Genomic DNA, 25,838 nt, shown 5'->3' with positions numbered 1-25,838 from the left:
AGTGCGCCGGTTGACGTCGAGTGCGCCGGTAGTGCGCGCGCCCGAAGGGGCGTTGTCGGCACGAACCGGCGCACTCGGCGGAGCGCGGGCTCAGAAGCCCATCGCGGCGCGGTAGCGGGGGAGGTGTCCGTGGCGGATGCCCGTGGCGGTGGGCTTGTTCTCGAACACCCCGGCGCCCCAGTTGCCCTCCACGAGCACGGGGCCTTTCGCTGTCGCGACGATGTCCCACCCGACGTAGCGCACCTGCGGCACGACGAGGGCGACTTCGGTGATGAGCGCACGGACGGCATCCATGTCGGGCAGTTGGAAGTCGGCGATCGTCGCACCCGTGTCGGGGTGGGTCGCGTACAGCTCGCCGTGGATGTCGTAGCCCATGCCCATCGCCCGGCCGTCTTCGTGCAGGGCGGTGTAGAAGCCGCCGAAGGCGCCCTGGTCGCTGACCTTGCCGCGCCCGAACTTCTGCGCCATGTTGACGATCTCGACCGTGCCGTCGTCCTTGACGAACGTCGTCACGCGAGTCGTGTTGGCCGTGCCCGGGGCGATCGCCTCGAGAGTGGGATGCTGCTCGATGCGCTCCTCGACGAGCGTCTGTCCCCGCTGAACGAGCTCGGCGTGCAGAGCCGCCCAGTCGGTGACCTCGGTCGTGTCGTACCGGCTGACACCGAATCCCGACTTGCTCACGGGCTCCTTGCCGATGAGAACGGGGTGCCGCTGTGCGAACGCGCGCAACTCATCCGGGCCGGCGGTCTCGAGGTCGAGCCACTCGCGGCCGAGGTAGCGGTCGAACAGGCGGTTGAAATCGGTCTTGTGGTGGAAGTGGTGCACGTACGCGGGGTCGTCGTACCTCTTCGACAGCTCGAGCGCGAGCGGGCTGGTGACCCACGTCGCGCGTTCCGCGCGCGTGAGGATCGCGAAGTCGAACTCCATGTAGTCGTTGAAGCCGACGCGATGACGCGCAGCCGACCACAGCATGTCGACGAGCACGAGCGGGTAGCTCTTGCCGTGGATGCGCGCGGTCTTGCGCGCGCGCTCCGTCACGGAGGCGACGTCGAAGCCGCGGGCGCGCTGCCAGAGGAAGCGCAGACGGTCGTTGAGAGCGAGTCCGCTCGAAGCCATGAGAGTCCTTCCGGACTGGGGGAGACGATCCCTCCAGTCTAGAAGGTGAGGCTCAGCGCGCTTCGGCCAGACGGGCCGTCTCGTCGTGCCAGCTGGTGGCGATCGCGCGCAGCTTCTCTTCGTACTTGCGGCCGTGGTGGGCGCAGAACAGAAGCTCGCTGCCGTTGACCTCGGCGGCGATGTAGGCCTGGGCGCCGCACGAGTCGCAACGATCCGTGGCGGTCAGGCGGTACTCGAGGACGGCAGGCTCAGCGGTGGTCGAGATGCTCATTTCGGGTTCCTCCTTGGTGCGTCCGTTGCGGTGCGGTTGCATCACATACAACCACGCGGATGCCGGGAGAATGCCGCGATCCGGTCACATTTCGCTGTGCGCGTACGTTTGTCGGAGGCGGGAATACGGCCCTGCGGCGCCCGCCGCGTGTGTCGCCGCCCCCGTGTCCGAGACCCTGGATACGCTTGGAGATTGTGACCGCCGAGTATTCCGCCCATCACCTTCAGGTGCTCGAAGGACTGGAGGCCGTCCGCAAGCGCCCGGGCATGTACATCGGGTCGACCGACTCACGCGGCCTCATGCACTGCGTGTGGGAGATCATCGACAACGCGGTCGATGAGGCGCTCGGCGGCTTCGGCGATCGCATCGACATCGTGCTGCATTCCGATGGCAGTGTCGAGGTGCGTGACCGTGCCCGCGGCATCCCCGTCGATGTCGAGCCGCGCACGGGTCTGACCGGTGTCGAGGTGGTCTTCACAAAGCTGCACGCCGGCGGCAAGTTCGGCGGTGGGTCGTACGCGGCATCCGGTGGTCTGCACGGCGTCGGCGCGTCGGTCGTCAACGCGCTGAGCGAGCGGCTGGACGTCGAGGTCGACCGCGGCGGCAAGACGTACGCGATGTCGTTCCACCGCGGCGAGCCCGGCGTGTTCGCGGGCCCCAGTCCTGACTCCGCCTTCACGCCGTTCGAGCGCGCCTCCGAGCTGCGCGTCGTCGGCAAGGCCGCGAAGGGCGTCACGGGAACGCGCATCCGCTACTGGGCCGACCGGCAGATCTTCACGAAGGATGCCACCTTCGCCCTCGACGAGCTCGAGCAGCGCGCGCGTCAGACCGCCTTCCTCGTGCCGGGACTGCAGATCGACATCGCCGACGAGCGCGGCGACGCGGCCGCGACCACGTCGTTCCGCTACGACGGCGGGATCTCGGAGTTCTCGGACTTCCTCGCCCCTGACGCGGGCATCACCGACACGTGGCGCCTCACCGGGGCGGGCACCTTCACCGAGACCGTGCCGGTGCTGCAGCCCGGCGGCGCGATGGTCCCCACCGAGGTCGAGCGCACGTGCGACGTCGACATCGCCCTGCGCTGGGGCACCGGCTATGAGACCGTGACGCGCTCGTTCGTCAACATCATCGCCACGCCGAAGGGCGGCACCCACCAGGCCGGCTTCGAGCAGGGTCTCATGAAGGTGATCCGCACCCAGGTCGAGCAGAACGCACGTCGACTCAAGGTGGGCAACGACAAGCTCGAGAAGGACGACATCCTCGCCGGCCTTACGGCGGTGCTGACGGTGCGACTGCCTGAGCCGCAGTTCGAAGGTCAGACGAAGGAGATCCTCGGCACGCCGGCCGTGCGCAACATCGTCGCGAACGTCGTCACGAAAGAGCTCACCGCGCGCTTCGCGTCGACCAAGCGCGACGACAAGGCGCAGACCGCGCTGCTGCTCGACAAGGTCGTCTCCGAGATGAAGGCGCGCATCTCGGCGCGCACCCACAAAGAGACGCAGCGGCGCAAGAACGCCCTCGAGTCGTCGTCGCTGCCGGTCAAGCTTGCGGACTGCCGCACGAACGACGTGGCGCAGTCCGAGCTGTTCATCGTCGAGGGTGACTCGGCGCTCGGCACGGCAAAGCACGCGCGCAACAGCGAGTTCCAGGCGCTGCTGCCGATCCGCGGCAAGATCCTCAACGTGCAGAAGGCGTCGATCAGCGACATGCTGAGCAACGCCGAGTGCGCGGCGATCATCCAGACGATCGGGGCCGGCTCGGGCCGCTCGTTCGACCTCGACGCCGCCCGCTACGGCAAGATCATCCTGATGAGCGACGCGGATGTCGACGGCGCGCACATCCGCACGCTGCTGCTGACACTGTTCTTCCGCTACATGCGTCCGCTGATCGAGGCGGGGCGCGTGTACGCCGCCGTGCCGCCGCTGCACCGCGTGATCATCGTCAACCCGGGCTCCAAGCCCAACGAGACGGTGTACACGTACTCCGAGCAAGAGCTGCACACCCTCCTGGCGAAGGTGCAGAAGAGCGGGCGCCGCTGGCAAGAGCCGGTGCAGCGCTACAAGGGCCTGGGCGAGATGGATGCCGACCAGCTCGCGACGACGACGATGGATCGCGTCGGTCGCACGCTGCGCCGCGTGCGGGTGGAGGATGCCGAGGCTGTCGCGGGCGTCTTCGAGCTGCTCATGGGCAGCGATGTCGCGCCGCGGCGCGATTTCATCGTGTCATCGAGCGACCGGCTCGACCGCGAGGCCATCGACGCGTGAATGCCGCGTCCGACGCGTGAATGCCGCGTCGTTCCCAGCGAAGCCCGCCGGGAACGACGCGGGGCCCGAAACCGAGCTGGGGGGATCGATTTCGGGCCATCGCCGCGGCACCAGCGCGTAGTCGTGATGACGATGGTGCGGATCCGCTTCCATCGTCCCCGAAATCACAGACATCGCAGCTTGACGCTCAGTGAAGGCTGACTGGGGATCAGTCCTTCGGCAAGATCAAGCGTAAGTGGCATGACGCCGGATGCCCGATGGCCGAAAGGCTACATCGGTTGCGACTTTTGTCTAGTTCTGGGGTCAGGTCGGTATCGGGTGGGCAGGCTCACGACTCCAAGGGAATCGCGGCGGAGACGACCCAGCCGGCGGCTCCGCGCTCTGACGAGAAGGACCCGCCGAAGAGCCGGAAGCGCTCACGCAAGCGCATGATGCCGTAGCCGGAGGCGGGAAGGCCCGCGGTGCGCGATGGTGGTGAGTCGTCGGTGAAGTCGAGGTGGGCCCACCCGCGCTCGATCCGGAGCGTGATGTGGACGTTGCGTGCCCCTGTCGCGTGCTTGAGTACGTTGGTCGAACTCTCGCGGATCACGCGGACGAGCGCGACCAGAGAGGCACTGGGCAGTCGGACGTCGTCGGGAATCTGCGCGGTCACGGCGATGCCGGCCTGCGCGAGTTCCTTCGTGACAGCTGCCACCGTGCCCTCGATGCTGTCTGCGGACGGCACGCGTTCGGGGGAGAGATTCTCTTCGCCGCGCACCATGCCGAGGACGCGTCTGATGTCGGTCAGCGCCTGAACGGCGGCTTCCCGGATCGCGGTCTGGGATTGTGCGCGTGTCTTCATGTCGTCGGTGCGATCGAGTACCGCCGCGTGCAACGCGACGATCGTGATCTCGTGGGCGACGATGTCGTGCAGCTCGTCGGCGATGAGGTCACGCTCGTGTCGCAGCTGCTCTGCGATCTCGCGTTCGGTCGCTTCCAGCTGCAAGGTCAAGTTTCTCGCCCGCTCCTGTTGCTGACGGATGGCCAGTCCGATCAAGAGGCTCAGGAGTCCGACGATGGCGATGATGATTCCGCCGAGAGGCTGGAATCCAGATTCTGGTCGCAGGATGGATGCCAAGAGCCATCCGGTCCACGCGACTGCATAGGTGACAGTGAGCGGCACGCTGCAACTGAATGCGACGAGTCCGAGTGGGACTGCTCCTGCCAGGAGCGTGTCAGTAACACCGGTCACGGCGGCCACAACAGCGACCACGATCATGACCAGAGTGCCGACGGGTGGTCTCCACGCATACAGCGCCACCGCGAGGGTGATGCTTGTCGTGACGACCGCGGAAGCGATGTTATCGGGGCGTCCGCTTGTCGCTCGGAAGAGCGAGTCGAGGACGATGGTCACACCCGCAACGGTGATGAGGATTCGTCGCGCCCAGGGACTGAGCGGCTGGTACTCCCACCACGGTGTGCGCAACGCGCTGCGCAGGCGTGCGCCCAATAGAGTCATGCTGTGATTATTCCGCGTGCGCGCTTCACTTGTAGATGCCGATGAGCTGTCCGAGCCAGTACCACATACGTTCCACCTCCTTCAATGTCTCGAATCGATTCTTCAAACTCACGTCCCCCCGCGCGACCGACGAATGGCTACATCAATAGCGACTTTTGTCTATATCCGTTCGGCGAGAGCGCGGCCGGACGGTCCGTAGGATGGCGATGTGACTGACTCCATACGCGTGATGATCGTTGACGACGAGTCGCTGGTGCGCGCCGCGCTGCGCGTCTTCCTGGAATCGTCCGAGGGCTTCGAACTCGTCGGCGAGGCCGAGAACGGCGCGGATGCCATCACGCTCGTACGTGAGACCCGTCCCGACGTCGTGCTGATGGACGTCCAGATGCCGATCATGGACGGTATCGAGGCCACGGGACGGTTGATCAAGGAGTTCCCGGGGCTGAAGATCGTCGCCCTGACCACCTTCTCGGCCGAGCGGGTCATCGTGCCCATGCTCAGTGCCGGCGCATCGGGCTACCTCGTCAAGGACACGTCGCCCGATCGCATCCTCGATGCGGCCCGGCTCGCCTACGAGGGCGGGTACGTGCTGTCGCCGCGGGTGGCGAAAGAGCTCATCTCCTCGGTGCAGAGCAACGAGCCCGCACATCCGCGCTCCGTGGGTCGCGACGAAGAGCTCACCGACCGTGAGCTCGAGGTCGTCACGCTGCTCGCTCAGGGCATGTCCAACGCCGAGATCGCGGCGACGCTGTTCGTGTCGGAGGCGACCGTGAAGTCGCATTTGGGGCGCATCACCGCCAAGTGGGGCGTCCGCGACCGCATCCAGGTGCTGATCCGCGCGACGCAGCTGCGGCTCGTCACGATCTCCTGACGGCTCCCCGTCTCAAGCCGGCGACGGGCTCAGGCGATCGCGGTGCCGATCGCGCCGATCACGGCATCCAGCGCCTGCCCGGACGCATCGCGCTTGGCATCGCCGGCGGGCAGCTGACGCACCGAGCCGTCCGCGCCGACCGCACGCGGCTCGACGCCGACCCAGGCGAGGGTGAGCGAGTCCTCGCCCTTCAGGAAGCGCTGTGCGCGCACGCCGCCGGTCGCGCGGCCCTTCGCAGGGAACTCGCTGAACGACGACACCTTCGCGCTGCCGGCGTCGGTGCCGGCGATCGCCTGTGCGGATCCTGCGACGGTCACGACCGCGGCATCCGCCCCGGTAGGCACGGTGAGGAAGGCGATGACCGCGGCACCCGCAGACAGACGGATGCCCGACATTCCGCCCGCGGCTCGCCCCTGCGGGCGCACGGCGTCGGCATCGAAGCGCAGCAGCTGCGCATCGGAGGCCACGAACACGAGCTCGGCGCCGTCGGGGGCGACATCAGCGCCGACGACCCGGTCGCCGGGCTTGAGCGCGATGATCTCGACGTCGTGCTTGCCGGCGGGCAGCTCGGAGGCGGCGACGCGCTTGACGACGCCGTGGGCGGTGCCGAGGGCGAGCACGTCATCGCCGAGCGGCACGATCGACACGACGTGCTCACCGGCGCCGAGCCCCAGATACTGGTCGGCGCGGGTGCCTGCAGCCAGCTGGACGGCGTTGGCGGGCACAGACGGCAGGTCGACGGGGGAGAAGCGCACCAGGCGCCCCGCGGTCGTCACGGCGCCCACAGCGCCGCGCGTCGTGGTGTCGACGGCGGCGCGGATCGCGTCGTGCTTCGACCGCCGGGTCGGCGGGACGATGCCGCCCGTCTCGCCGTCGCCCTGTGCTTCACGGAGCTCGGCGCGCACCATGCGACCGGTCGCCGACAGGAAGACCCGGCACGGGGCATCCGCGATCTGCAGGTCTGCCGGAGCCGCGGCGCGCGAGCGCGGTGCGACGGGACCGCCGTTGAGCAACAGCGTGCGCCGCGGCGTGCCGAAGGTCTCGGCGGCGGCGTCGAGCTCGCGGGCGACCTGTGCACGCAGCAGGGTCTCGCTGGCCAGCAGCGCCTCGAGGTCGGCGATCTCGGCCTTGAGGGCGTCACGCTCGGACTCGAGCTCGATGCGGGAGAACTTCGTGAGGCGACGCAGACGCAACTCGAGGATGTACTCGGCCTGCAGCTGTGACAGGTCGAACACGCTCATGAGCCTCGTGCGTGCCTGCTCTGAGTCATCCGACGCACGGATGACCTGGATGACCTCGTCGATGTCGAGGATCGCGATGAGCAGACCCTCGACGAGGTGCAGGCGCTCCTGCTTGCGCGCGAGGCGGTAGCGGCTGCGCCGCGTGACGACCTGGATGCGGTGGTCGAGGTAGACGCGCAGCAGGGGTTTGAGGCCCAGCGTCTGTGGTTGGCCGTCGACGAGGGCGACGTTGTTGATGCCGAACGAGTCCTCAAGCGGCGTCAGCCGGTAGAGCTGCTCGAGCACGGCGTTCGGGTCGAACCCCGTCTTGATGCCGATGACCAGGCGCAGTCCGTGGTTGCGGTCGGTGAGATCGGTGACGTCGGCGATGCCGGTGAGCTTCTTCGCATTGACGGCATCCTTGATCTTCTCGATCACGCGCTCGACGCCGACCATGTACGGCAGTTCGGTGACGACCAGGCCCGTCTTGCGGGGTCCGAGAGACTCGACCGCGACCTTGGCGCGCGTGCGGAACGTGCCGCGGCCCGACTCGTACGCCTCGGTGATGCCGTCGAGCCCCACGATGATGCCGCCGCCGGGCAGGTCGGGGCCGGGCACGAACTCCATGAGCTCGGCCGTGGTCGCGTCGGGGTTGTCGAGCAGGTGGATGGCGGCGGCGACGACCTCGATGAGATTGTGCGGTGCCATGTTGGTGGCCATGCCGACCGCGATGCCGGTCGCGCCGTTGACGAGCAGGTTGGGAAACGCGGCGGGCAGCACGGCGGGCTGCTGGAACTGTCCGTCATAGTTCGGGACGAAGTCGACGACATCCTCGTCGAGGTTCTCGGTCAGCGCGAGTGCGGCCGGGGCGAGACGCGCCTCGGTGTAGCGCGCGGCGGCGGGGCCGTCGTCGAGCGATCCGAAGTTGCCGTGCCCGTCCACGAGCGGCACACGCAGCGCGAACGGCTGCGACAGGCGCACGAGCGCGTCGTAGATCGCCGAGTCGCCGTGCGGGTGGAGCTTTCCCATGACCTCGCCGACGACGCGCGCGCTCTTGACGTGGCCGCGATCGGGTCGCAGCCCCATGTCGGCCATCTGGAACAGGATGCGCCGCTGCACGGGCTTGAGTCCGTCGCGGGCATCGGGCAACGCCCGCGAGTAGATCACCGAATAGGCGTACTCGAGGAACGAGTCCTGCATCTCCGCGGCGACGTCGACGTCCTCGATGCGGCCATGACCTTCGGGGATGGACTCGGTGCGCGATGCTGCCATGGATCTAGCGGGCCTCCGGTGACGGGAAGGGGCCCTGTGCGCCGTGTGCGAGACTGGCCCCGATGTCCTTCAGCCTACCCGCGGACCCGCCGACTGCCCGGAGCCTCACCGGTGTCGTGCCGCAACTGCTGACGTCTCTGAGCGGCAGGGAAGGGTGGTTCGCGCCGGCACGGTCAGCGATCCTCGTCCTCGTCGACGGACTCGGCCGCGGCAACCTCGCCACGCGCGCCGGTCACGCGCGGTTCCTGACGTCGCACATGGCGAAGAAGGATGCCGCACGCACCGTCTTCCCCGCGACGACCGCGACCGCCCTCACGAGCCTGCTGACGGGCGTGGATGCCGGTGTGCACGGCATCGTCGGCTATCGCGCCCGCGTGCCCGGAACGGACACCGCACCGAACCAGCTCAAGGGGTGGGAGACCGACGGGCTCGACCCGTACACGTGGCAGCGCGCCGAGCCTCTGCTCGAGCGTGAGGCGGCCCTCGGCCGCCCGTGCTTCGTCGTCTCGAAGGGCATCTACGCGACGTCGGGCTTCACGCGGGCGATCCAGCGCGGCGCGACCTTCGTCGCGGGCGCGACACCCGAGGAACGCCTCGACGTGGCGGCCGCCCTCGCCACAGAGCATGCGGGCGCTCTCGTCTACGTCTACCTGCCCGAGCTCGACACGATCGGCCATGCGCGCGGGTGGGAGAGCGACGAGTGGATCGCGGGGCTCGAGCGGCTGGATGCCGCGCTGCGCCGACTCGATGAGCAGGCCGCGGCCGGCACGGGCATCCTGGTCACGGCCGATCACGGCATGGTCGACGTGCCCGCTCATCGGCACGTGCTGCTGCGTCACGGTGACGCGCTGGTCGACGACGTCGACCTCGTCGCGGGCGAGCCGCGCCTGCTGCAGCTCTACACGCGCGCGGGCGCGGCGGACGACGTCGCCGCGCGCTGGCGCGAGAGCGAGGACGCGCGCTCGTGGGTGCTGACCCGCGATGAGGCGATCGCCGCCGGCCTGTACGGCGAGACGGTGGATGCCGAGGTGCGTCCCCGCATCGGCGACGTGCTGATCGCTGCGCGCGGCGCCGTCGCGTACTACGACGACCGGCTTGCCGACAAGAAGCCGCAGCGCATGATCGGCCAGCACGGATCGCTCACCGATCAGGAGCGGATCGTGCCGCTCATCCGCCTCGGCGCGTTCGCACGCTGACGCGGGCCGCGCCAGTTTCGGACCCCTCAAGCGACCGAAACTCCGGCGAGGCGAGTTTCGGACCCCTCAAGCGACCGAAACTCCCGCGTCGGTGGGGCTCAGGAACCATCCTCGGTGCGGGCGCCGAAGACGATCTCATCCCACGAGGGCATCGACGTGCGGCCCTTGCGGCGAGACGACTCCGAGATGACGGTGTCATCGAGCGTGTCGTCGGATGCCTCTTCGACAGCGTCGTCGTACCCGGGCTCGAGCGCGTCGAACAGCGCGACCGGCGTGTGCGCCTGGTCGGCCTGCTCGTCGGCGGGCATGGGCTCGCGCAGCCCCCGGCGGCGCCGCAGTGCCTCCAGCAGATCAGCGGTCTCAGCGGAGGTGACCGACTGGTCGGGGGCGCGCTTGATGGCGGCCTCCTGAACGGCCGCGGTGACCGTCGGACGGATCTCGGGGCGTGCGATCTCGGCATCCGGTTCGATGCGTCGTGGTCCGAACGCGCCCGAGTCGAAGCGTGACGAGTCCTTCAGGGGCGACGAGTCCAGCGCGCGCAGGCGCGGGATCAGCCCTTCCGGCAGCGAGCCCTGACGCGACAGCTGCGTCGCGTCGGCGTTCAGCGGCGCCAGCGTGCTGCGGCGGGGGTCGAAGCTCCAGCGTGCGTCGTGGTCGACGTCGGCGGCCGTGAACTCGAGCTTGACGATCCAGCCTGACTCTTCGCGCCAGCTGGTCCAGCGCTCGCCCACCGCGCCCGCATCGGCGAGCTTGGCACGCACGGCGACGCCGAACGTGGGCTGGGCGTCTGCGTCGAGTTCTCCCGCGATGAGCACCGGCACTGCAAGTGCCTGGCCGACGATGTGCTCGCGCTCAGCGAGGACCGGGCGTTCGTACCGCTGGACGTCTTCGATGCGTGCGCCGAGCAGCTCGGCGACCTCCGCCGCAGTCAGTCCGGAGCGGATGTGCGCCTGGATGTCGCGCGGGCTCGGGCGCGGCGCGCGGGGTTCGGCGTCACGCTGGATGCGGCGCAGCTGCGCGCGCAGCGTCTCGTCGACGGCGAGCGCGAAGCGCTCACCGGCCTCGGTCGCGACGACGAGCACGCCTTCTTCGATTCCGATGACTTTGAGCTGCTCCATGGGAAACACGCCTCCAGATCCCTGCGTAGGCACGACAATGGTGCCGCGCCCATGCTGACACGGCGCACCGCCGACGGCGGGAATATCGCGGGCGCGCCGCGAGTTCACGTACGAGCACCCACCGGAAGTCGGGTGGCACGAGGTGGGCATTTGCGAAAAGCGGCCCCGTCGTGCAAACTATCGCCGCCCCACGCCCACGGTGTGGGGTTGCAACTGTCAGATCCTGGAAGTGAGAGCATGGCGACCGATTACGACGCACCCCGCAAGACCGAAGACGACAGCGAGTCGATCGAGGCCCTGAAGGAGCGCGTCCCGGACAAGCTTTCCGGCGCCGTCGGCGACGAAGACGCCGACAACCCCTCGGGCTTCGAACTGCCCGGAGCCGACCTGTCCGACCTCGAACTCGACGTGGTCGTCCTGCCCCCGCAGGAAGACGAGTTCACCTGTATCGAGTGCTTCCTCGTCAAGCACCGCACGCAGATCGACCACGAGACCTCGATCGGCGCGATCTGCGTCGAGTGCGCGGCCTGATCAGGCCTGCGTCGCCGCGGCGCCGGCCGCCGCGGTCTGTGCCCGCGTGATCACGGCGACGACGCGCTCCGGTGTGCGAGTGGAGAACACCCACTCGGTGATCGGATCGCGGTCGTCGATCACCGGCACACGTATGACCCCGTCGATTCCGCCGCGCAGCATGTGCCACGCCGTGCGCTCGAGCGCCGGCCCGCGGATGAGGCGAGCCTCGTCACCGGTGTAGGCGATCGGCTCACCGAGCTGATTGACGGGAATGTGCGCGCGCCCGACGCGCAGCTCGCCGCCGCGCACCTCGACCACGGGCGAGAGCAGGATCAGCGCCGCCATGAGCGCGACGGCGACCGCGATTCCCGTGACGAGCGCCACCGTGGCATCCAACGGCACGAACACGAGCGCGACCATCGGCGCGGCCACCGCGGCGCTCAGCAGCGCCCACAGCGAAGGGCTGAGGCGTTCGCGGTAGATCGCCTGCGATTTCGGCGCGGAGCGGGTGTCTGTGTTCATGGGGGCGTGCATTAGCCTCTTGTGGTGATCGATTCCGTGGACGTTCCCATTATCGCGTCGCAGGTCCCCGTCTATGCCCACCCCGGTGATGCCGGCGCCGATCTCGTGTCGACCGAGGCGCTGCGGCTGGAGCCCGGCCAGCGGGCGCTCGTGGGGACCGGGGTGCGCATCGCGCTGCCCGACGGTTTCGTCGCCTTCGTCGTGCCGCGCAGCGGCCTGGCCGCCAAGCACGGCATAACGATCGTGAACGCGCCGGGCACCGTCGATGCCGGCTATCGCGGCGAGATCAAGGTGTCGCTGCTGAACTCGGATGCCTCGCAGGCATACGACATCGCCGTCGGTGACCGCATCGCGCAGCTCATCGTCATGCCCGTTCCGCGGGCCCGGTTCATCCCGGTCGACGAACTTCCCGACTCCACCCGAGGAGAGGGCGGCTTCGGCTCGACCGGCTATCAGACAGGAGCACAGTCATGAGTGATGACGTGCAGGACAAATCGGCCCCGGCCGACCGGGCGAGCTCAGGCCCGTTCGATGAAGCCGAAGCCAACCCGGTGCGGCCCTACATCGACCTCGGCGGCATCAAGGTGCTGCCGCGCGAAGGCCTCAACCTGCGGCTCGAGGTCGAGGAGCAGACCAAGCGCATCGTCGCGGTCGGCCTCGACTACGCCGAGTCGACCCTGCAGGTGCAGCCGTTCGCCGCGCCCCGCACGACGGGACTGTGGGGCGAGACGCGCGAGCAGATCCGCCAGCAGATCCGTCAGCAGGGTGGCCGCGTCGAAGAGCGTGAAGGGCCGCTCGGCCCCGAGCTTCTCGCGGAGGTGCCCGTCGCGGCCGGCCCGAACGCGACGCCCGGCAAGCGCCTCGCGCGCTTCATCGGCGTCGACGGCCCGCGCTGGTTCCTGCGCGGAGTGATCGGGGGAGCGGCAACGAACGATGTGGATGCCGCGGCGAAGGTGGAAGACCTGTTCCGCTCGATCGTCGTCGTCCGCGGCGGCACGCCGATGCCCCCGCGCGACCTCATCCCGCTGAAGATGCCCGCCGCTCCCGGCACAGCATGACCACGCCCGACGATCGCTCCGAGCAGGACGCTGACCAGGAGCGCGTGCCCTCGGCATCCGAACTCGTCGGACAGGCCCTCGGTGGCGCGGCACGGCGCGCGGGCCTCGACCCTGCGGCCGACGCCCACACGGGACACATCGTGTGGGCTGCCATGGGCGGCTGGCGTGGCGTCTTCGAGTCGGTGCTGCCCGGACTCGCGTTTGTGCTGCTGTTCACCTTCACGAGCAACCTCGTGCTCGCCCTTGTCGTATCGGTCGGCATGGCGGCGATCTTCACGGTCGTGCGGCTCGTCCAGCGCTCGCCCGCCGGTGCGGCCTTCGGTGGGCTCATCGCGACAGGTGCGGCGGCGGCGCTGGCGCTGTGGACCGGACGCGGGCAGGACAATTTCGTGCTGGGCCTGCTCACGAACGCCGCGTACGGCACGGCGTTCCTCATCTCGGCACTCATCGGCTGGTCGCTGATCGGGCTCGCCGTCGGGTTCCTCATGAACGAGGGCACGGCGTGGCGCAAAGAGCCGCGCAAGCGCCGCGTCTTCTTCTGGCTCGCGATCGCCTGGGCCGCACTGTTCTTCACGCGCCTCGGCGTGCAGCTGCCGTTCTATCTCGCGGGCACGGACGAAGCGATCACGACGCTCGGCACCCTCAAGATTGCGATGGGTCTGCCGCTTTTCGCCCCGCTGGTGGCGGTCACGTGGCTCGCGGTGCGCGCCGTCTACCCCCAGCGCGCCGCAGCCGACACCCCGACCGAGCCGTGATAGATTTATCTTGATATCAAGATAAATCTTCCCTCCGCGGAGACCGGTCCGGTAAGGACTGCCTCACTAGCCGGGCGCGACGCAGGCGGGGAAGATGGAGAGACAGGCCGCTGCGGTCGCCCACCGCGATCTCAGCCCGCGCCCGTGCCCCCGACGAAGGAGAGCAGACGTGTCCACTGTTGACAGCTTCGGTGCCAAGAGCACCCTCACGGTCGGGGGAACCGACTACGAGATCTACCGCCTCGACACCGTCGCCGGTTACGAGAAGCTTCCGTTCAGCCTCAAGGTTCTGCTGGAGAACCTGCTGCGCACCGAAGACGGTGCCAACGTGACGAAGGCGCAGATCGAAGCACTCGGCAACTGGGATGCCGATGCCGAGCCCGACACCGAGATCCAGTTCACGCCGGCACGCGTCGTGATGCAGGACTTCACCGGTGTGCCCTGCATCGTCGACCTCGCCACGATGCGCGAGGCGGTCACCGCCCTCGGCGGCAACCCCGACAAGATCAACCCGCTCTCGCCCGCCGAGATGGTCATCGACCACTCGGTCATCGCCGACCTGTTCGGCACCGAGAACGCCCTCGAGCGCAACGTCGAGATCGAGTACGAGCGCAACGGCGAGCGCTACCAGTTCCTGCGCTGGGGCCAGACCGCCTTCCAGGACTTCAAGGTCGTCCCGCCCGGCACCGGCATCGTCCACCAGGTCAACATCGAGCACCTCGCGAAGGTCATCTACGACCGCACCGGGCGTGACGGCGTGCTGCGCGCCTACCCCGACACCTGTGTCGGCACTGACTCGCACACCACGATGGTCAACGGCCTGGGCGTGCTCGGCTGGGGCGTCGGCGGCATCGAGGCCGAGGCCGCGATGCTCGGCCAGCCCGTCTCGATGCTCATCCCGCGCGTCGTCGGCTTCAAGCTGACCGGCGAGATCCCCGCCGGCGTCACGGCCACCGACGTCGTGCTGACGATCACCGACATGCTGCGCAAGCACGGCGTGGTCGGCAAGTTCGTGGAGTTCTACGGCGCCGGCGTGGCATCCGTGCCCCTGGCCAACCGCGCCACGATCGGCAACATGAGCCCCGAGTTCGGCTCGACGGCCGCCATGTTCCCGATCGACGACGTCACGCTCGACTACCTGCGCCTGACCGGTCGCGACGAGCAGGCGGTCGCCCTCGTCGAGGCGTATGCCAAGGAGCAGAAGCTCTGGCACGACGCCGCGAATGAGCCCGTCTACAGCGAGTACATGGAGCTCGACCTCGGCACCGTCGTGCCGTCGATCGCAGGCCCGAAGCGCCCGCAGGACCGCATCCTGCTCTCCGAGGCGAAGACGCAGTTCGAGAAGGACATCCTGAACTACGCGACGCCGTCGGTCACGCACGACATCGTCGACCTCGAGTCGAAGCACTCCTTCCCGGCCTCCGACCCCGGTAGCGCCCCCGGCGACGAAGAACCCGAGACGCGCGAGGTGCACATCAACAGCGGCGCACCGGCCGCGGCATCCAAGCCCGTCAAGGTGACGACGCCTGAGGGCTCGTCGTACATCCTCGACAACGGCGCCGTGACGCTCGCCGCGATCACGTCGTGCACGAACACGTCGAACCCGTCGGTCATGCTCGCGGCGGGCCTGCTCGCCAAGAAGGCCGTCGACAAGGGCCTCAAGCGCAAGCCGTGGGTCAAGACGACGCTCGGCCCCGGCTCGAAGGTCGTCACCGACTACTACGAGAAGTCGGGCCTCGACAAGGCGCTCGAGGGCCTCGGCTTCTACACCGTCGGCTACGGCTGCACGATCTGCATCGGCAACTCCGGGCCGCTCATCGAAGAGGTCTCGACGGCGATCAACGACAACGACCTCGCCGTGACGGCCGTGCTCTCGGGCAACCGCAACTTCGAGGGTCGCATCAGCCCCGACGTCAAGATGAACTACCTGGCTTCGCCGCCGCTCGTGGTCGCGTACGCCCTCGCCGGGTCGATGCACTTCGACTTCGAGACCGACCCGCTCGGCAAGGACACTGACGGCAACGACGTGTTCCTGAAGGACATCTGGCCCTCGCCCGACGAGGTGCAGGAGGTCATCGACTCGTCGATCTCGCGTGACCAGTTCATCAAGCAGTACGCGACCGTCTTCGACGGCGACGAGCGTTGGACGAGCCTGCCGACGCCCGAGGGCCCGGTCTTCGAATGGGATGCCGACTCGACGTACGTGCGCAAGGCGCCCTACTTCGACGGCATGTCGATGGAGCTCACGCCCGTCAGCGACATCTCCGGGGCCCGCGTCATGGCGACCCTGGGTGACTCGGTCACGACCGACCACATCTCGCCGGCCGGCAACATCAAGGCGGGCACGCCCGCCGCGCAGTACCTCACCGAGCATGGCGTCGCCCAGAAGGACTTCAACTCCTTCGGTTCGCGTCGTGGCAACCACGAGGTCATGATCCGCGGCACGTTCGCGAACATCCGCCTGAAGAACGAGATGGTCGCGGCCGTCAACGACGGTCAGGTCATCGAGGGCGGCTTCACGCGTGACTTTACGCAGGCCGGCGGCCCGCAGTCGTACATCTACGACGCGTGCCAGAACTACCAGGCGCAGGGCACCCCGCTCGTCGTCTTCGGCGGCAAGGAGTACGGCTCGGGCTCGTCGCGCGACTGGGCGGCCAAGGGCACGTCGCTGCTCGGCGTCAAGGCGGTCATCACCGAGAGCTTCGAGCGCATCCACCGCTCGAACCTGATCGGCATGGGCGTCGTCCCGCTGCAGTTCCCCGAGGGACAGTCCTGGAAGTCGCTGGGCCTGGACGGCACCGAGATCGTCTCGATCGAGGGCCTGGAGCAGCTCAACGAGGGCGTCACCCCGAAGACGGTCAAGGTGACCGCCGCGCCGAGCGAGTTCTCGGCGGAGGGTAAGGAGACCATCGTCTTCGACGCGAAGGTCCGTATCGACACACCCGGTGAGGCCGACTACTACCGCAACGGTGGCATCCTGCAGTACGTTCTGCGCTCGCTCGTCTGAGGTCCGCGTGCGAAGGCCCCGGCATCCTGCCCCGAGCAGGCAGGGATGCCGGGGCCTTCGGCGTCTGCGAAGTAGACTCGGGGGATGAGCCTGCTCGAGTCGATCCGTGGTCCGCGCGATCTCGACGCATTAACTCCGCAGCAGCTCGAGCAGCTCGCCGCGGAGGTGCGCGAGTTCCTCGTCGAGAACGTCGCGCGCACCGGTGGACACCTGGGTCCGAACCTCGGCGTCGTCGAACTGACGATCGCGCTGCACCGCGTCTTCGACTCGCCGCAAGACCCGTTCGTCTTCGACACCGGGCACCAGTCATACGTGCACAAGCTGCTCACGGGCCGGCAGGACTTCAGCGCGCTGCGCTCCCGCGGCGGGCTCGCGGGGTATCCGCAGCGCTCGGAGAGTCCGCACGACGTCGTCGAGTCCTCGCACGCCTCGAGCTCGCTCAGCTGGGCCGACGGCATCTCGCGCGCCCTGACGCGCACGGGCCGTACCGACCGCCACGTCGTCGCGGTCGTCGGCGACGGCGCGCTCACGGGCGGCATGACGTGGGAGGCGCTCAACAACATCTCCGACGACAACGACCGCAACCTCGTCATCGTCGTCAACGACAACGGTCGCTCCTATGCGCCCACGATCGGCGGCATGGCGCGCTACCTCAACCGCGTCCGCACGACCGAGGGGTACGAGAACCTGCGCCGCGGTTCGGATTCGTTCTTCCGCCGCCTGGGTCCGGTGGGCCGCGCGGTGTACCGCGGCGTGCGCGGCGGCACGCACGGGTTCCTCTCGCGCTTCACCAACAACGTCGCCCTCTACTCGAACCTCGACATCAAGTACCTCGGCCCGATCGACGGGCACGACCTGCCTGTGCTCGAGGAGACGCTGCGGCTCGCCAAGGCATACCGCGCACCCGTCATCGTCCACGTCATCACCGAGAAGGGGCGCGGCTACGAACCCGCCCGCAACGACGAGGCCGACCAGTTCCACGCCGTCGGCAAGATCGACCCGGCCACGGGTGAGCCGCTGGGCTCGTCCACCGCCATCGCCTGGACCGACGCCTTTGCGGATGCCCTGGTCGCCGCCGGCGAGCGACGCACAGACCTCATCGCGATGACGGCCGCGATGCTGCGCCCGACGGGCCTGCAGCCCTTCGCCCAGCGCTTCCCCGACCGCGTGTACGACGTCGGCATCGCCGAGCAGCACGCGGTCGCATCGGCGGCGGGCCTCGCCTTCGGCGGGTTGCACCCTGTCGTCGCGCTCTACGCGACCTTCATGAATCGCGCCTTCGACCAAGTGTTGATGGACGTCGCGCTGCACAAGGCGGGCGTCACCTTCGTGCTCGACCGCTCTGGGGTCACAGGGCCGGACGGCCCCAGCCACCACGGCGTGTGGGACCTTGCGATGCTGCAGATCGTTCCCGGCATCCGCATCGCCGCACCGCGCGACCAGGCGCGCCTGCGCGAAGAGTTCGACGAGGCCATCGCGATAGGCGATGCGCCGACGGTGATCCGGTTCCCGAAGGGGGCCGTCTCGCCGGAGCTGCCCGCGCTCGAGCGACTCTCCGACGGCACCGACGTGCTGTGGCGCGAGGGCGCGGAGGACGTGCTGCTGGTCGGAATCGGCCCGATGGCGCACCTGGCGACCGACGTCGCTGAGCGGTTGCGCGCGCAGGGGATCGGTGCGACCGTCATCGATCCGCGCTGGGTCGTGCCCGTGCAGCCGAGTGTCGTCACGCTCGCGGCGACGCACCGCCTCGTCATCACCATCGAAGACGGCATCCGCGTCGGCGGTGTCGGTACGCGCGTGCGCCAGGTGCTGCGTGAAGCGGGCGTCGATACGGCGGTCGACGAGCTGGGTCTGCCCGACGAGTTCATCGACCACGCGACGCGTGAGCAGATCCTCGAGGACGCGGGCCTGACGGCCGCCAAGATCGCGCAAGACGTCGTCGCGCAGGTGCTCGGCACGCGCATCCCGGTCGCACGCCCCTCGGCCGACACCGGCGCGATCTGGTCGGTCACGCAGGGTGACAGCGCCGCCGAGCGCGACGACTCGCGCTCCTGAGCTCGGTCTGGGCTCCCGCGGGGCGTCGTCTCGCGCGGCTGCGCCGCGACCTCTCAGCGCCGTCGCAGCGCGTGCGCCGCAATAACTCAGGAACGCCGACCCGCGTGGAGCCTGCGTGAGTCGCAGCGCCGCGAGATCACGCGGGCTGCCGTCGCGCGCGCGAGCGCAACTCCTGAGTTGTTGCGGCGGCTGGCCGAGCCGGGTGGCGGCAACGGTGGCGCTGAACACCCGCATAGTCACCGCCGTGACAGCATGGGGGGATGCCCCACGCCGATCTCTCCCGCACTGCGAACCTGACCCGCGACGAGACGGCGGGTCGGGCAGCCTCAATCCGCCTGCGCACGGTCGAGGTCGAGCTCGACCTGCGCGACGCGCGCGACAGCGCGCAGGCGACGTTCGCGACGGTGTCGACGCTCGTGTTCAGCGCGAGCGTCGCCGACTCGTGGATCGACTTCATCGGGGCATCCGTCGACGAAGTGGTTGTCAACGGCGTACCGCAGGACGTCATGTGGGACGGTGCCCGCATCAGTGTGACCGGCCTCGCTGCCGAGAACACCGTCACGGTGCGCGCCCGCGGCCGGTACAGCACCTCGGGCGAGGGCCTGCACCGCTTCCGCGATCCGGTCGACGACGAGGTCTACCTCTACACGCAGTACGAGCCGGCCGACTGCCGCCGGGTGTACCCCTGCTTCGAGCAACCTGATCTGAAGGCACGCTGGCGTTTCACCGTCGCCGCGCCCACCGGATGGCAGGTGCTGTCGAACGGCGCGGAGATCTCGCGCACCGACCTCACCGACGGCGTGCGCGTCGCGTTCGCCGAGACGCTGCCGCTGTCGAGCTACATCACAGCGGTCGCGGCGGGTCCGTACCACCGCGTCGACGGCACCTGGCGCGGACCCGACGGCGAGGTCGCGCTGGGCGTCCTGTGCCGTGCCTCGCTGGCCTCCTACCTCGACGGCAGCAACGGAGCCGACGAGATCCTTGAGATCACCCGCCGTGGGCTGACGTTCTTCTCCGACGCGTTCGGCCTCACCTACCCGTGGGGCAAGTACGACCAGATCTTCGTGCCCGAGTACAACCTCGGCGCGATGGAGAACCCCGGACTCGTCACGTTCACCGAGCGCTACGTCTTCCGCGGGGCGGCGACGGCGGCGCAGCACGAGGGTCGTGCGAACACGATCCTGCACGAGATGGCACACATGTGGTTCGGTGACCTCGCGACGATGCGCTGGTGGGATGACCTCTGGCTCAAGGAGTCGTTCGCTGACTTCATGGGCGCGCATGCCGCTGTCACTGCGGCCGGGTACCCGGATGCCTGGGTGACGTTCGCGAGCCGCCGCAAGGGCTGGGCGTACGCGCAGGACCAGCTGCCGACGACGCATGCGATCGTGGCCGACATCACCGATCTCGAGGCCGCCAAGCTCAACTTCGACGGGATCACCTACGCGAAGGGGGCATCCGTCCTCAAGCAGCTCGTCGCGTACGCGGGGGAGGATGCCTTCTTCGCGGGCGCGCGGCGCTACTTCGCCGACCACGCGTACGGCAACACGACGCTGCCGGACCTGCTCGCCGCGCTCGAGGCGGCATCCGGACGCGATCTCGCGGCCTGGAGCGCCGCGTGGCTGCAGACCACCGGCATGTCGGAGATCTCGGTCGAGCGCGGCGCGGACGGCGCTCTCACGCTCGTGCAGACCGACCCGCGGCCGCACCGGCTCACGGTCGGACTGTACGCCCTCGAGCGGGGGCGCCTCGAGCCGCGCGCGGCCGTCGAGGTCGACGCGGCGGGTGCGCGGACGCCGCTCGCGGCGACGGCGGGGGAGGACATCGTGCTGATCGTCCCGAACGTCGACGATCGCACGTACGCCAAGGTGCGACTGGATGCCTCGTCCACACAGGCGGTCGCGCAACACCTCAGCACGATCGAGGATGCCACGACGCGCGCCGTCGTCTGGGCGGCGCTGTGGAACGCCACCCGCGACGGTCTACTGCCCGCTGCGCGCTACCTGGAGATCGTCGCCCAGCACGCCCCGCGCGAGCCCAACGCGGCATTGCTCGCGGACGCGCTCGGACACGCCGACTTCGCGATCGGCCACTACGCCCGCGCCGTGGACCGGCCGGGGCTGGCCGCGCAGTGGCTCACCACCACCGTTGCGGCGCTGACGCAGGCCGATGCGGGGTCGGATGCCCAACTCGCCTGGGCTCGCGCCCTCGGGGCCGCCGCGGCGCGCTGCGACGATCGGGCGGGGCAGATCCGTGACATGCTCGCCGGCGTGCGGCCCGTTCCCGCGGGACTGGTGCTCGACCCCGAGCTGCGGTGGGCGTGGCTCACGGCGCTGGCAGCGACGGGCCACGCGACCGAGGCCGATGCGGATGCCGAGCGCGACCGTGACCCGTCTTCGCAGGGCCTGACGGCGCACCGCACGGTGCTGGCGGCTCGGCCCGACGCGGCGGTGCGTTCCGCCGCATGGCACGCCGCGTGGGAGGACGAGTCGCTCACCAACGATCACCTCGACGCGACGATCGCCGGCGTCCGTGCGGGCGGCCGGCGCGACCTGATCGCGGCGTTCGACGACGACTACTTCGCCCGCATCGAACCGGTGTGGACCCGTCGCAGCATCGAGATCGCACGCCGACTCGTGGTCGGACTGTTCCCGGCCTCCGACACGCTCGACGCCGTCGACGCGTGGCTGCCGATGCACCCGGATGCCCCCGCTGCCCTGCGCCGCCTCGTGATCGAATCGCGCGACGGCCTCGCCCGCGACCTGCGTGTGCGCGCGGCGCAAGACGGCGCCGCGCAAGACCGCGTCGCGTAGGACCGCGCAGCGCAAGACCGCGCCGCGCAAGACCCTGACGGGCAGCCCAGCGCCGCGCCGTCGTGCCGGGTCAAGCCTCGACGCTGCGCAGCACGGCGACGGCACCTGCCCAGGCATCCGTCTCGAGCGACTGCGCCGGCGAGCGACCCGTGATCGCATCGGCGAGCAGATATCCGTCGGTCAGCGCGTCACCCGTGATGACGACCGACAGCAGTTCGATGCCGCACGCGTTGCGCACCCGCTCGGCGCACGCGTCGAGCACCGCGGCGGACAGGTCGGTGTTGATCGGCAGGCGGCCCGCCTCTTCGCCGTGCACGAGGTCGCGCAGGGCGGCGCCGACGATGTTGCCGGTGCGCTCCTTCACGTCGACGACGTCGAGCTCGAACACCCGCAGGTCCGAGCCCGTGACGAACGGACGCCAGTCGAACGACGCGTGCACGAGGTGCTGGCGGCCGCCACCGGCGGTCAGCTGGCGGGCGGGCAGATCGGTCGACCGCACGCGCGTGTCGACACGGCGGTACCAGGCCAGGATCGGGAACACGGCGTGCGATCCGGGACCCAGTACGACGACCTCGCCGGCCTCGACACCCCCGCGCGTGCGCCGGCGGATGATGGGCCGCCCGTTGCGGGTGCGGATCGCCGCTTCACCTTCGTCGATCGTCACGACGAGTAGCTTGAACAGCGCCGGCACGACCAGCAGCACGGTCAGGATCGCCCCGCCCGTCTTGATGAGCGAGTTCATGTTGGAGGTCCCGAACAGCGACGTGATGGTGTCGATCACCTCCACAGGATCTCGTGTGCCGCAGGCTCCGAACGTCACGCGACGCGTTGTGACGCGAATGTTCACCGAAGCGTCCCGGAACGTTCGGCTGAAATGCGACAAGAGGGCGGCCCCGCACGCGGAACCGCCCTCTTGTCGACTCCTGCTCAGCCGGCGATGCCCCGGATCGGCGGGTGGTGGAACGTGTCGCCGAACGTGCGCTCCGACGCGCCCTCACGGTCGAGGTACGGCGAGGCGCCGCCGTCGATGAACGGCCAGCCTGCGCCGAGGATGAGGCACAGGTCGATGTCTTCGACCTCGGGCACGACGCCCTCGTCGAGCATCAGCTTGATCTCGGTCGCAAGTCCATCCTGCACGCGGCGCAGGATCGTGTCGGCGGATGCCGGGGCAGAGCCCGCAGCCTCCTTCACGAGCTTCGCAGCGGCCTTCGTGAAGCCCGTGACACGACCGCCCTTGTCTTTCTCGACGACCGCCGGCAGCTCGGCGAGCGCATGGAAGTTCTCGTTGGCGTAGAAGCGATCGGGGAACGCGTGCACCATCGTGTCCTGCACGTGGGCTGCGACCTTCCAGCCGACGAGGTCGATGAGCTGGAACGGCCCCATCGGCAGACCGAGGGGCGCGAACGCCTTCTCAACGTCGGCGACGGGCGTGCCCTCGTAGACGGCACGCGCCGCTTCGCCCATGACCTTCGCGAGCAGCCGGTTGACGACGAACCCGGGGGCGTCGGCCGTCAGCACGGCGTTCTTGCCGAGCCCGCGCGCGACGACGAACGCCGTCGACAGGGCGGCCTCGGTCGTGACGGGCGTCTTCACGATCTCGATGAGCGGCATGACCGCGACCGGGTTGAAGAAGTGGAAGCCCACGAGCCGCTCAGGGTGTGCGAGCTTCGACCCGATCTCCTCGACCGACAGCGACGACGTGTTGGTCGCGAGCACGGCATCCTCGGCGACGATCTTCTCGATCTCACCGAACACCTGCTGCTTGACGCCGACCTCTTCGAAGACGGCCTCGATGACGAAGTCGCAGTCGGCGTAGAGGCTCTTGTCGGTCGTGCCGGTCACGAGTGCGCGCAACTGGTTGGCGGTGTCGGCGTCGAGCCGTCCCTTCGCCTCGAGCTTGCCGATCTCGTCGTGGATGTAGGCGACGCCCTTGTCGACGCGCGCCTGGTCGAGGTCGGTGATGAGCACGGGCACCTGCAGCTTGCGTACGAACAGCAGCGCGAACTGGCTGGCCATGAGGCCTGCACCGATGATGCCGACCTTCGTGACCTTCTTCGCGAGGGCCTTGTCGGGGGCGCCGACGGGGCGCTTCGCGCGCTTCTGCACGAGGTCGAAGGCATACATGGATGCCGCGAACTGGTCGCCCGTGACGAGGTCGGCGAGCGCCTCGTCCTCGCGGGCGAAGCCCTCTTCCTTCGTGCCGCCCTTGGCCTTCTCGAGCAGGTCGAGTGCGACGTACGGCGAGCGGGGCACGGTGCCGATCTTGGACTCGAGCATGCCGCGCGCCATCTTGATGGCGACGGGCCACTTGACGGTGCGCTCGATCTTGCCGGGCTGGTTCTTGCGCTCGACCTTCGTCGCGCCGGTGAGCACGCCGTCGGCCCACGCGAGCGAGCTCTCCAGGAACGTCGCTGCGGGGAAGATCGCGTCCATGATGCCGAGGTCGAACGCCTGCTGCGGCTTGAGCATGCGGTTCTGCTTCAGCGGGTTGGACACGACGACCTCGAGCGCGTTCTCGATGCCGATGAGGTTCGGCAGCAGGTACGCACCGCCCCAACCGGGGATGATGCCGAGGAAGACCTCGGGCAGCGCGATCGCGGCGGCCGAGGCATCCACCGTGCGGTAGTCCGAGTTCAGCGCGATCTCGAGTCCGCCGCCGAGCGCGAGGCCGTTGACGAACGCGAACGTCGGCACGCCGAGGCCGCCGAGCTTGCCGAACACCTTGTGGCCCAGCTGCGCGACGAGCTTGGCGTTGGCCTTCGAACCGACCTTGGAGATGTCGGACAGGTCGGCGCCGGCGGCCAGGATGTACTGTTTGCCGGTGACGCCGACCGCCTGGATCTCGCCGGCCGCAGCACGTGCCTTGAGGCCGTCGAGCGTGTCGCCCAGCGCGGCCATGGTGGCGGGGCCGAGAGTGTTCGGGCGCGTGTGGTCGCGGCCGTTGTCGAGCGTGACCAGGGCCAGCACCTTGCCCGAGGCGAGGGTCACGTCGCGCACACGGGCGTGCGTGATGACCTCGTCGGCGGTGTCGGCGAGGATGGGGGAGAAGTCGATCTCCTCGTAGTTCGTCATGGTCTGCTCCCTCAGCGCTTCTTGCCGTTGTAGTGCGGGTTCTCCCAGATGACCGAGCCGCCCTGCCCGAGACCGACGCACATCGCGGTCAGGCCGTAGCGGACGTCGGGGCGCTCGGCGAACTGCGCAGCGAGCTGGATCATCAGGCGCACGCCCGATGCGGCGAGCGGATGCCCGAGCGCGATCGCGCCGCCCCACTGGTTGACGCGCGGGTCGTCGTCGGCGATGCCGAAGTGGTCGAGCAGCGAGATCACCTGCACGGCGAAGGCCTCGTTGAGCTCGAACAGACCGATGTCGTCGATCTTCAGGCCGGCCTTGCGCAGCGCCTTCTCGGTCGAGGGGATCGGACCGATACCCATGATCTCGGGCTGCACGCCCGCGAAGGCGAACGAGACCATGCGCATCTTGGGTGTGAGGCCGAGTTCCTTGACGGCGCTGCCGCCGGCCAGCAGCGACATCGTCGCGCCGTCGGTGAGCGGCGACGAGGTGCCGGCCGTCACACGACCGTGCGGGCGGAACGGGGTCTTCAGGGCCGCGAGGTCTTCCATCGTGGTCTGCGGGCGGCGACCCTCGTCTTCGGTCGCGAGGCCCCAACCGCCCTCGGCATCCTTGATCGCGACGGGCACCAGGTCGGGCTGGAACTTGCCGGCCTCGTAGGCGGCCTGCGCCTTGTGCTGGCTCAGCATGCCGAAGCGGTCGCTGCGCTCCTTGGTCAGGTGCGGGAAGCGGTCGAAGATGCGCTCGGCCGTGACGCCCATGTTGAGCGCGCCCGGGTCGACCATCTTCTCGGCGACGAAGCGCGGGTTCGGGTCGGCGTTGCCGCCGATGGGGTAGTGGCCCATGTGCTCGACGCCGCCCGCGAGGGCGAGGTCATACATGCCCGACGCGATCGACGCGCCCATCATCGACACGCTCGTCATCGCGCCCGCGCACATGCGGTCGATCGCGAAGCCGGGGACGGTCTGCGGCAGCCCCGCGAGGATCGCGACCGAGCGGCCGAGGGTCAGGCCCTGCTCGCCGGTCTGGCTCGTGGCGGCGATCGCGACGTCGTCGATGCGATCGGCCGGAACCTTCTCGTTGCGGGCCATCAGGCCGATGGTCGCCTTGACCGCGAGGTCATCGGCGCGGGTGTTCCAATACATGCCCTTTTCGCCGGCGCGCCCGAACGGGGTGCGCATGCCGTCGACGAAGTAGACGTCCGAGATCTCGGCCACACT

General features: G+C 69.0%; 19 protein-coding genes. 10 read left to right on the top strand and 9 right to left on the bottom strand.

Going from position 1 to position 25,838, the window contains the following annotated elements:
* Positions 1 to 90: 90 nt before the first annotated feature.
* Positions 91 to 1,116: a sugar-transfer associated ATP-grasp domain-containing protein gene (locus tag BGO46_RS06825; protein WP_292679044.1), complete on the bottom strand. Its 1,026-nt coding sequence runs from the start codon at positions 1,114 to 1,116 to the stop codon at positions 91 to 93.
* A gap of 52 nt (positions 1,117 to 1,168) precedes the next feature.
* A complete protein-coding gene (locus tag BGO46_RS06820; RefSeq protein ID WP_292679047.1) occupies positions 1,169 to 1,387 on the bottom strand; it encodes a hypothetical protein in 219 nt (72 codons plus the stop codon).
* Between the two features lie 191 nt (positions 1,388 to 1,578).
* Between BGO46_RS06820 and BGO46_RS06815 the strand changes: the two genes are divergently transcribed.
* Positions 1,579 to 3,651 (top strand): DNA topoisomerase IV subunit B, encoded by a 2,073-nt coding sequence (locus BGO46_RS06815; RefSeq protein WP_292679160.1) that lies wholly within the window; start codon positions 1,579 to 1,581, stop codon positions 3,649 to 3,651.
* 328 nt (positions 3,652 to 3,979) lie between these two features.
* Here BGO46_RS06815 and BGO46_RS06810 read toward each other — a convergent pair whose 3' ends face one another.
* Positions 3,980 to 5,149, bottom strand: coding sequence for a histidine kinase (locus BGO46_RS06810; RefSeq protein WP_292679050.1), 1,170 nt, complete (start codon positions 5,147 to 5,149; stop codon positions 3,980 to 3,982).
* 208 nt (positions 5,150 to 5,357) lie between these two features.
* Between BGO46_RS06810 and BGO46_RS06805 the strand changes: the two genes are divergently transcribed.
* A complete protein-coding gene (locus tag BGO46_RS06805; protein ID WP_292679052.1) occupies positions 5,358 to 6,020 on the top strand; it encodes a response regulator transcription factor in 663 nt (220 codons plus the stop codon).
* 29 nt (positions 6,021 to 6,049) lie between these two features.
* On the opposite strand, the gene BGO46_RS06800 is transcribed toward BGO46_RS06805, so the two are convergent.
* The gene (locus tag BGO46_RS06800; RefSeq protein ID WP_292679054.1) at positions 6,050 to 8,512 is read right to left on the bottom strand and encodes a DNA topoisomerase (ATP-hydrolyzing); all 2,463 of its coding nucleotides are present in this window, start codon (positions 8,510 to 8,512) and stop codon (positions 6,050 to 6,052) included.
* 62 nt (positions 8,513 to 8,574) lie between these two features.
* On the opposite strand from BGO46_RS06800, the gene BGO46_RS06795 reads away from it, so the two are divergent.
* The gene (locus BGO46_RS06795; protein WP_292679056.1) at positions 8,575 to 9,708 is read left to right on the top strand and encodes a nucleotide pyrophosphatase/phosphodiesterase family protein; all 1,134 of its coding nucleotides are present in this window, start codon (positions 8,575 to 8,577) and stop codon (positions 9,706 to 9,708) included.
* A 98-nt stretch (positions 9,709 to 9,806) separates the two neighbouring features.
* Here BGO46_RS06795 and sepH read toward each other — a convergent pair whose 3' ends face one another.
* Positions 9,807 to 10,826 carry a septation protein SepH gene (gene sepH, locus BGO46_RS06790; protein ID WP_292679058.1) on the bottom strand — a complete coding sequence of 340 codons (1,020 nt, stop codon included), beginning with the start codon at positions 10,824 to 10,826 and terminating at the stop codon, positions 9,807 to 9,809.
* Between the two features lie 237 nt (positions 10,827 to 11,063).
* Between sepH and BGO46_RS06785 the strand changes: the two genes are divergently transcribed.
* The gene (locus BGO46_RS06785) at positions 11,064 to 11,357 is read left to right on the top strand and encodes a DUF4193 domain-containing protein (RefSeq protein ID WP_292679061.1); all 294 of its coding nucleotides are present in this window, start codon (positions 11,064 to 11,066) and stop codon (positions 11,355 to 11,357) included.
* Here the strand turns inward: BGO46_RS06785 and BGO46_RS06780 are convergent, their stop codons facing one another.
* On the bottom strand, positions 11,358 to 11,861 hold the full coding sequence (locus BGO46_RS06780) for a DUF3093 domain-containing protein (RefSeq protein ID WP_292679064.1): 504 nt from the start codon (positions 11,859 to 11,861) through the stop codon (positions 11,358 to 11,360).
* A 24-nt stretch (positions 11,862 to 11,885) separates the two neighbouring features.
* Between BGO46_RS06780 and dut the strand changes: the two genes are divergently transcribed.
* The 6 genes from dut (at position 11,886) to pepN (ending at position 21,549) form a co-directional block, all read left to right on the top strand.
* Positions 11,886 to 12,335 carry a dUTP diphosphatase gene (gene dut, locus BGO46_RS06775; protein ID WP_292679067.1) on the top strand — a complete coding sequence of 150 codons (450 nt, stop codon included), beginning with the start codon at positions 11,886 to 11,888 and terminating at the stop codon, positions 12,333 to 12,335.
* Positions 12,332 to 12,919, top strand: coding sequence for a DUF3710 domain-containing protein (locus BGO46_RS06770; protein ID WP_292679070.1), 588 nt, complete (start codon positions 12,332 to 12,334; stop codon positions 12,917 to 12,919). The genes dut and BGO46_RS06770 overlap by 4 nt, the downstream gene beginning before the upstream one ends.
* On the top strand, positions 12,916 to 13,674 hold the full coding sequence (locus BGO46_RS06765; RefSeq protein ID WP_292679073.1) for a DUF3159 domain-containing protein: 759 nt from the start codon (positions 12,916 to 12,918) through the stop codon (positions 13,672 to 13,674). The genes BGO46_RS06770 and BGO46_RS06765 overlap by 4 nt, the downstream gene beginning before the upstream one ends.
* A 169-nt stretch (positions 13,675 to 13,843) precedes the next feature.
* Positions 13,844 to 16,681: an aconitate hydratase AcnA gene (gene acnA / locus BGO46_RS06760; protein ID WP_292897294.1), complete on the top strand. Its 2,838-nt coding sequence runs from the start codon at positions 13,844 to 13,846 to the stop codon at positions 16,679 to 16,681.
* 84 nt (positions 16,682 to 16,765) lie between these two features.
* Entirely contained in the window at positions 16,766 to 18,736 is a 1,971-nt protein-coding gene (dxs, locus tag BGO46_RS06755; protein ID WP_292679076.1) for a 1-deoxy-D-xylulose-5-phosphate synthase, read from the top strand.
* Between the two features lie 260 nt (positions 18,737 to 18,996).
* Positions 18,997 to 21,549 (top strand): aminopeptidase N, encoded by a 2,553-nt coding sequence (pepN, locus tag BGO46_RS06750; RefSeq protein ID WP_292679079.1) that lies wholly within the window; start codon positions 18,997 to 18,999, stop codon positions 21,547 to 21,549.
* 70 nt (positions 21,550 to 21,619) lie between these two features.
* Here pepN and BGO46_RS06745 read toward each other — a convergent pair whose 3' ends face one another.
* From BGO46_RS06745 to BGO46_RS06735, 3 genes are all read right to left on the bottom strand, one after another.
* Complete coding sequence (locus tag BGO46_RS06745; RefSeq protein WP_292679082.1) at positions 21,620 to 22,330, bottom strand: SPFH domain-containing protein; 711 nt, start codon at positions 22,328 to 22,330, stop codon at positions 21,620 to 21,622.
* A 146-nt stretch (positions 22,331 to 22,476) separates the two neighbouring features.
* Positions 22,477 to 24,621, bottom strand: coding sequence for a 3-hydroxyacyl-CoA dehydrogenase NAD-binding domain-containing protein (locus BGO46_RS06740; RefSeq protein ID WP_292679085.1), 2,145 nt, complete (start codon positions 24,619 to 24,621; stop codon positions 22,477 to 22,479).
* An 11-nt stretch (positions 24,622 to 24,632) separates the two neighbouring features.
* Entirely contained in the window at positions 24,633 to 25,835 is a 1,203-nt protein-coding gene (locus BGO46_RS06735) for a thiolase family protein (RefSeq protein WP_292679088.1), read from the bottom strand.
* Between the last annotated feature and the right edge of the window lie 3 nt (positions 25,836 to 25,838).

Origin of the sequence: Microbacterium sp. 70-16, from assembly GCF_001898315.1 — a bacterium.
In the GTDB taxonomy this organism is placed as follows: Bacteria; Actinomycetota; Actinomycetes; order Actinomycetales; family Microbacteriaceae; genus Microbacterium.
Note: the sequence above shows the minus strand (reverse complement) of the source record. Positions and strands in the feature narration are given on the sequence as shown.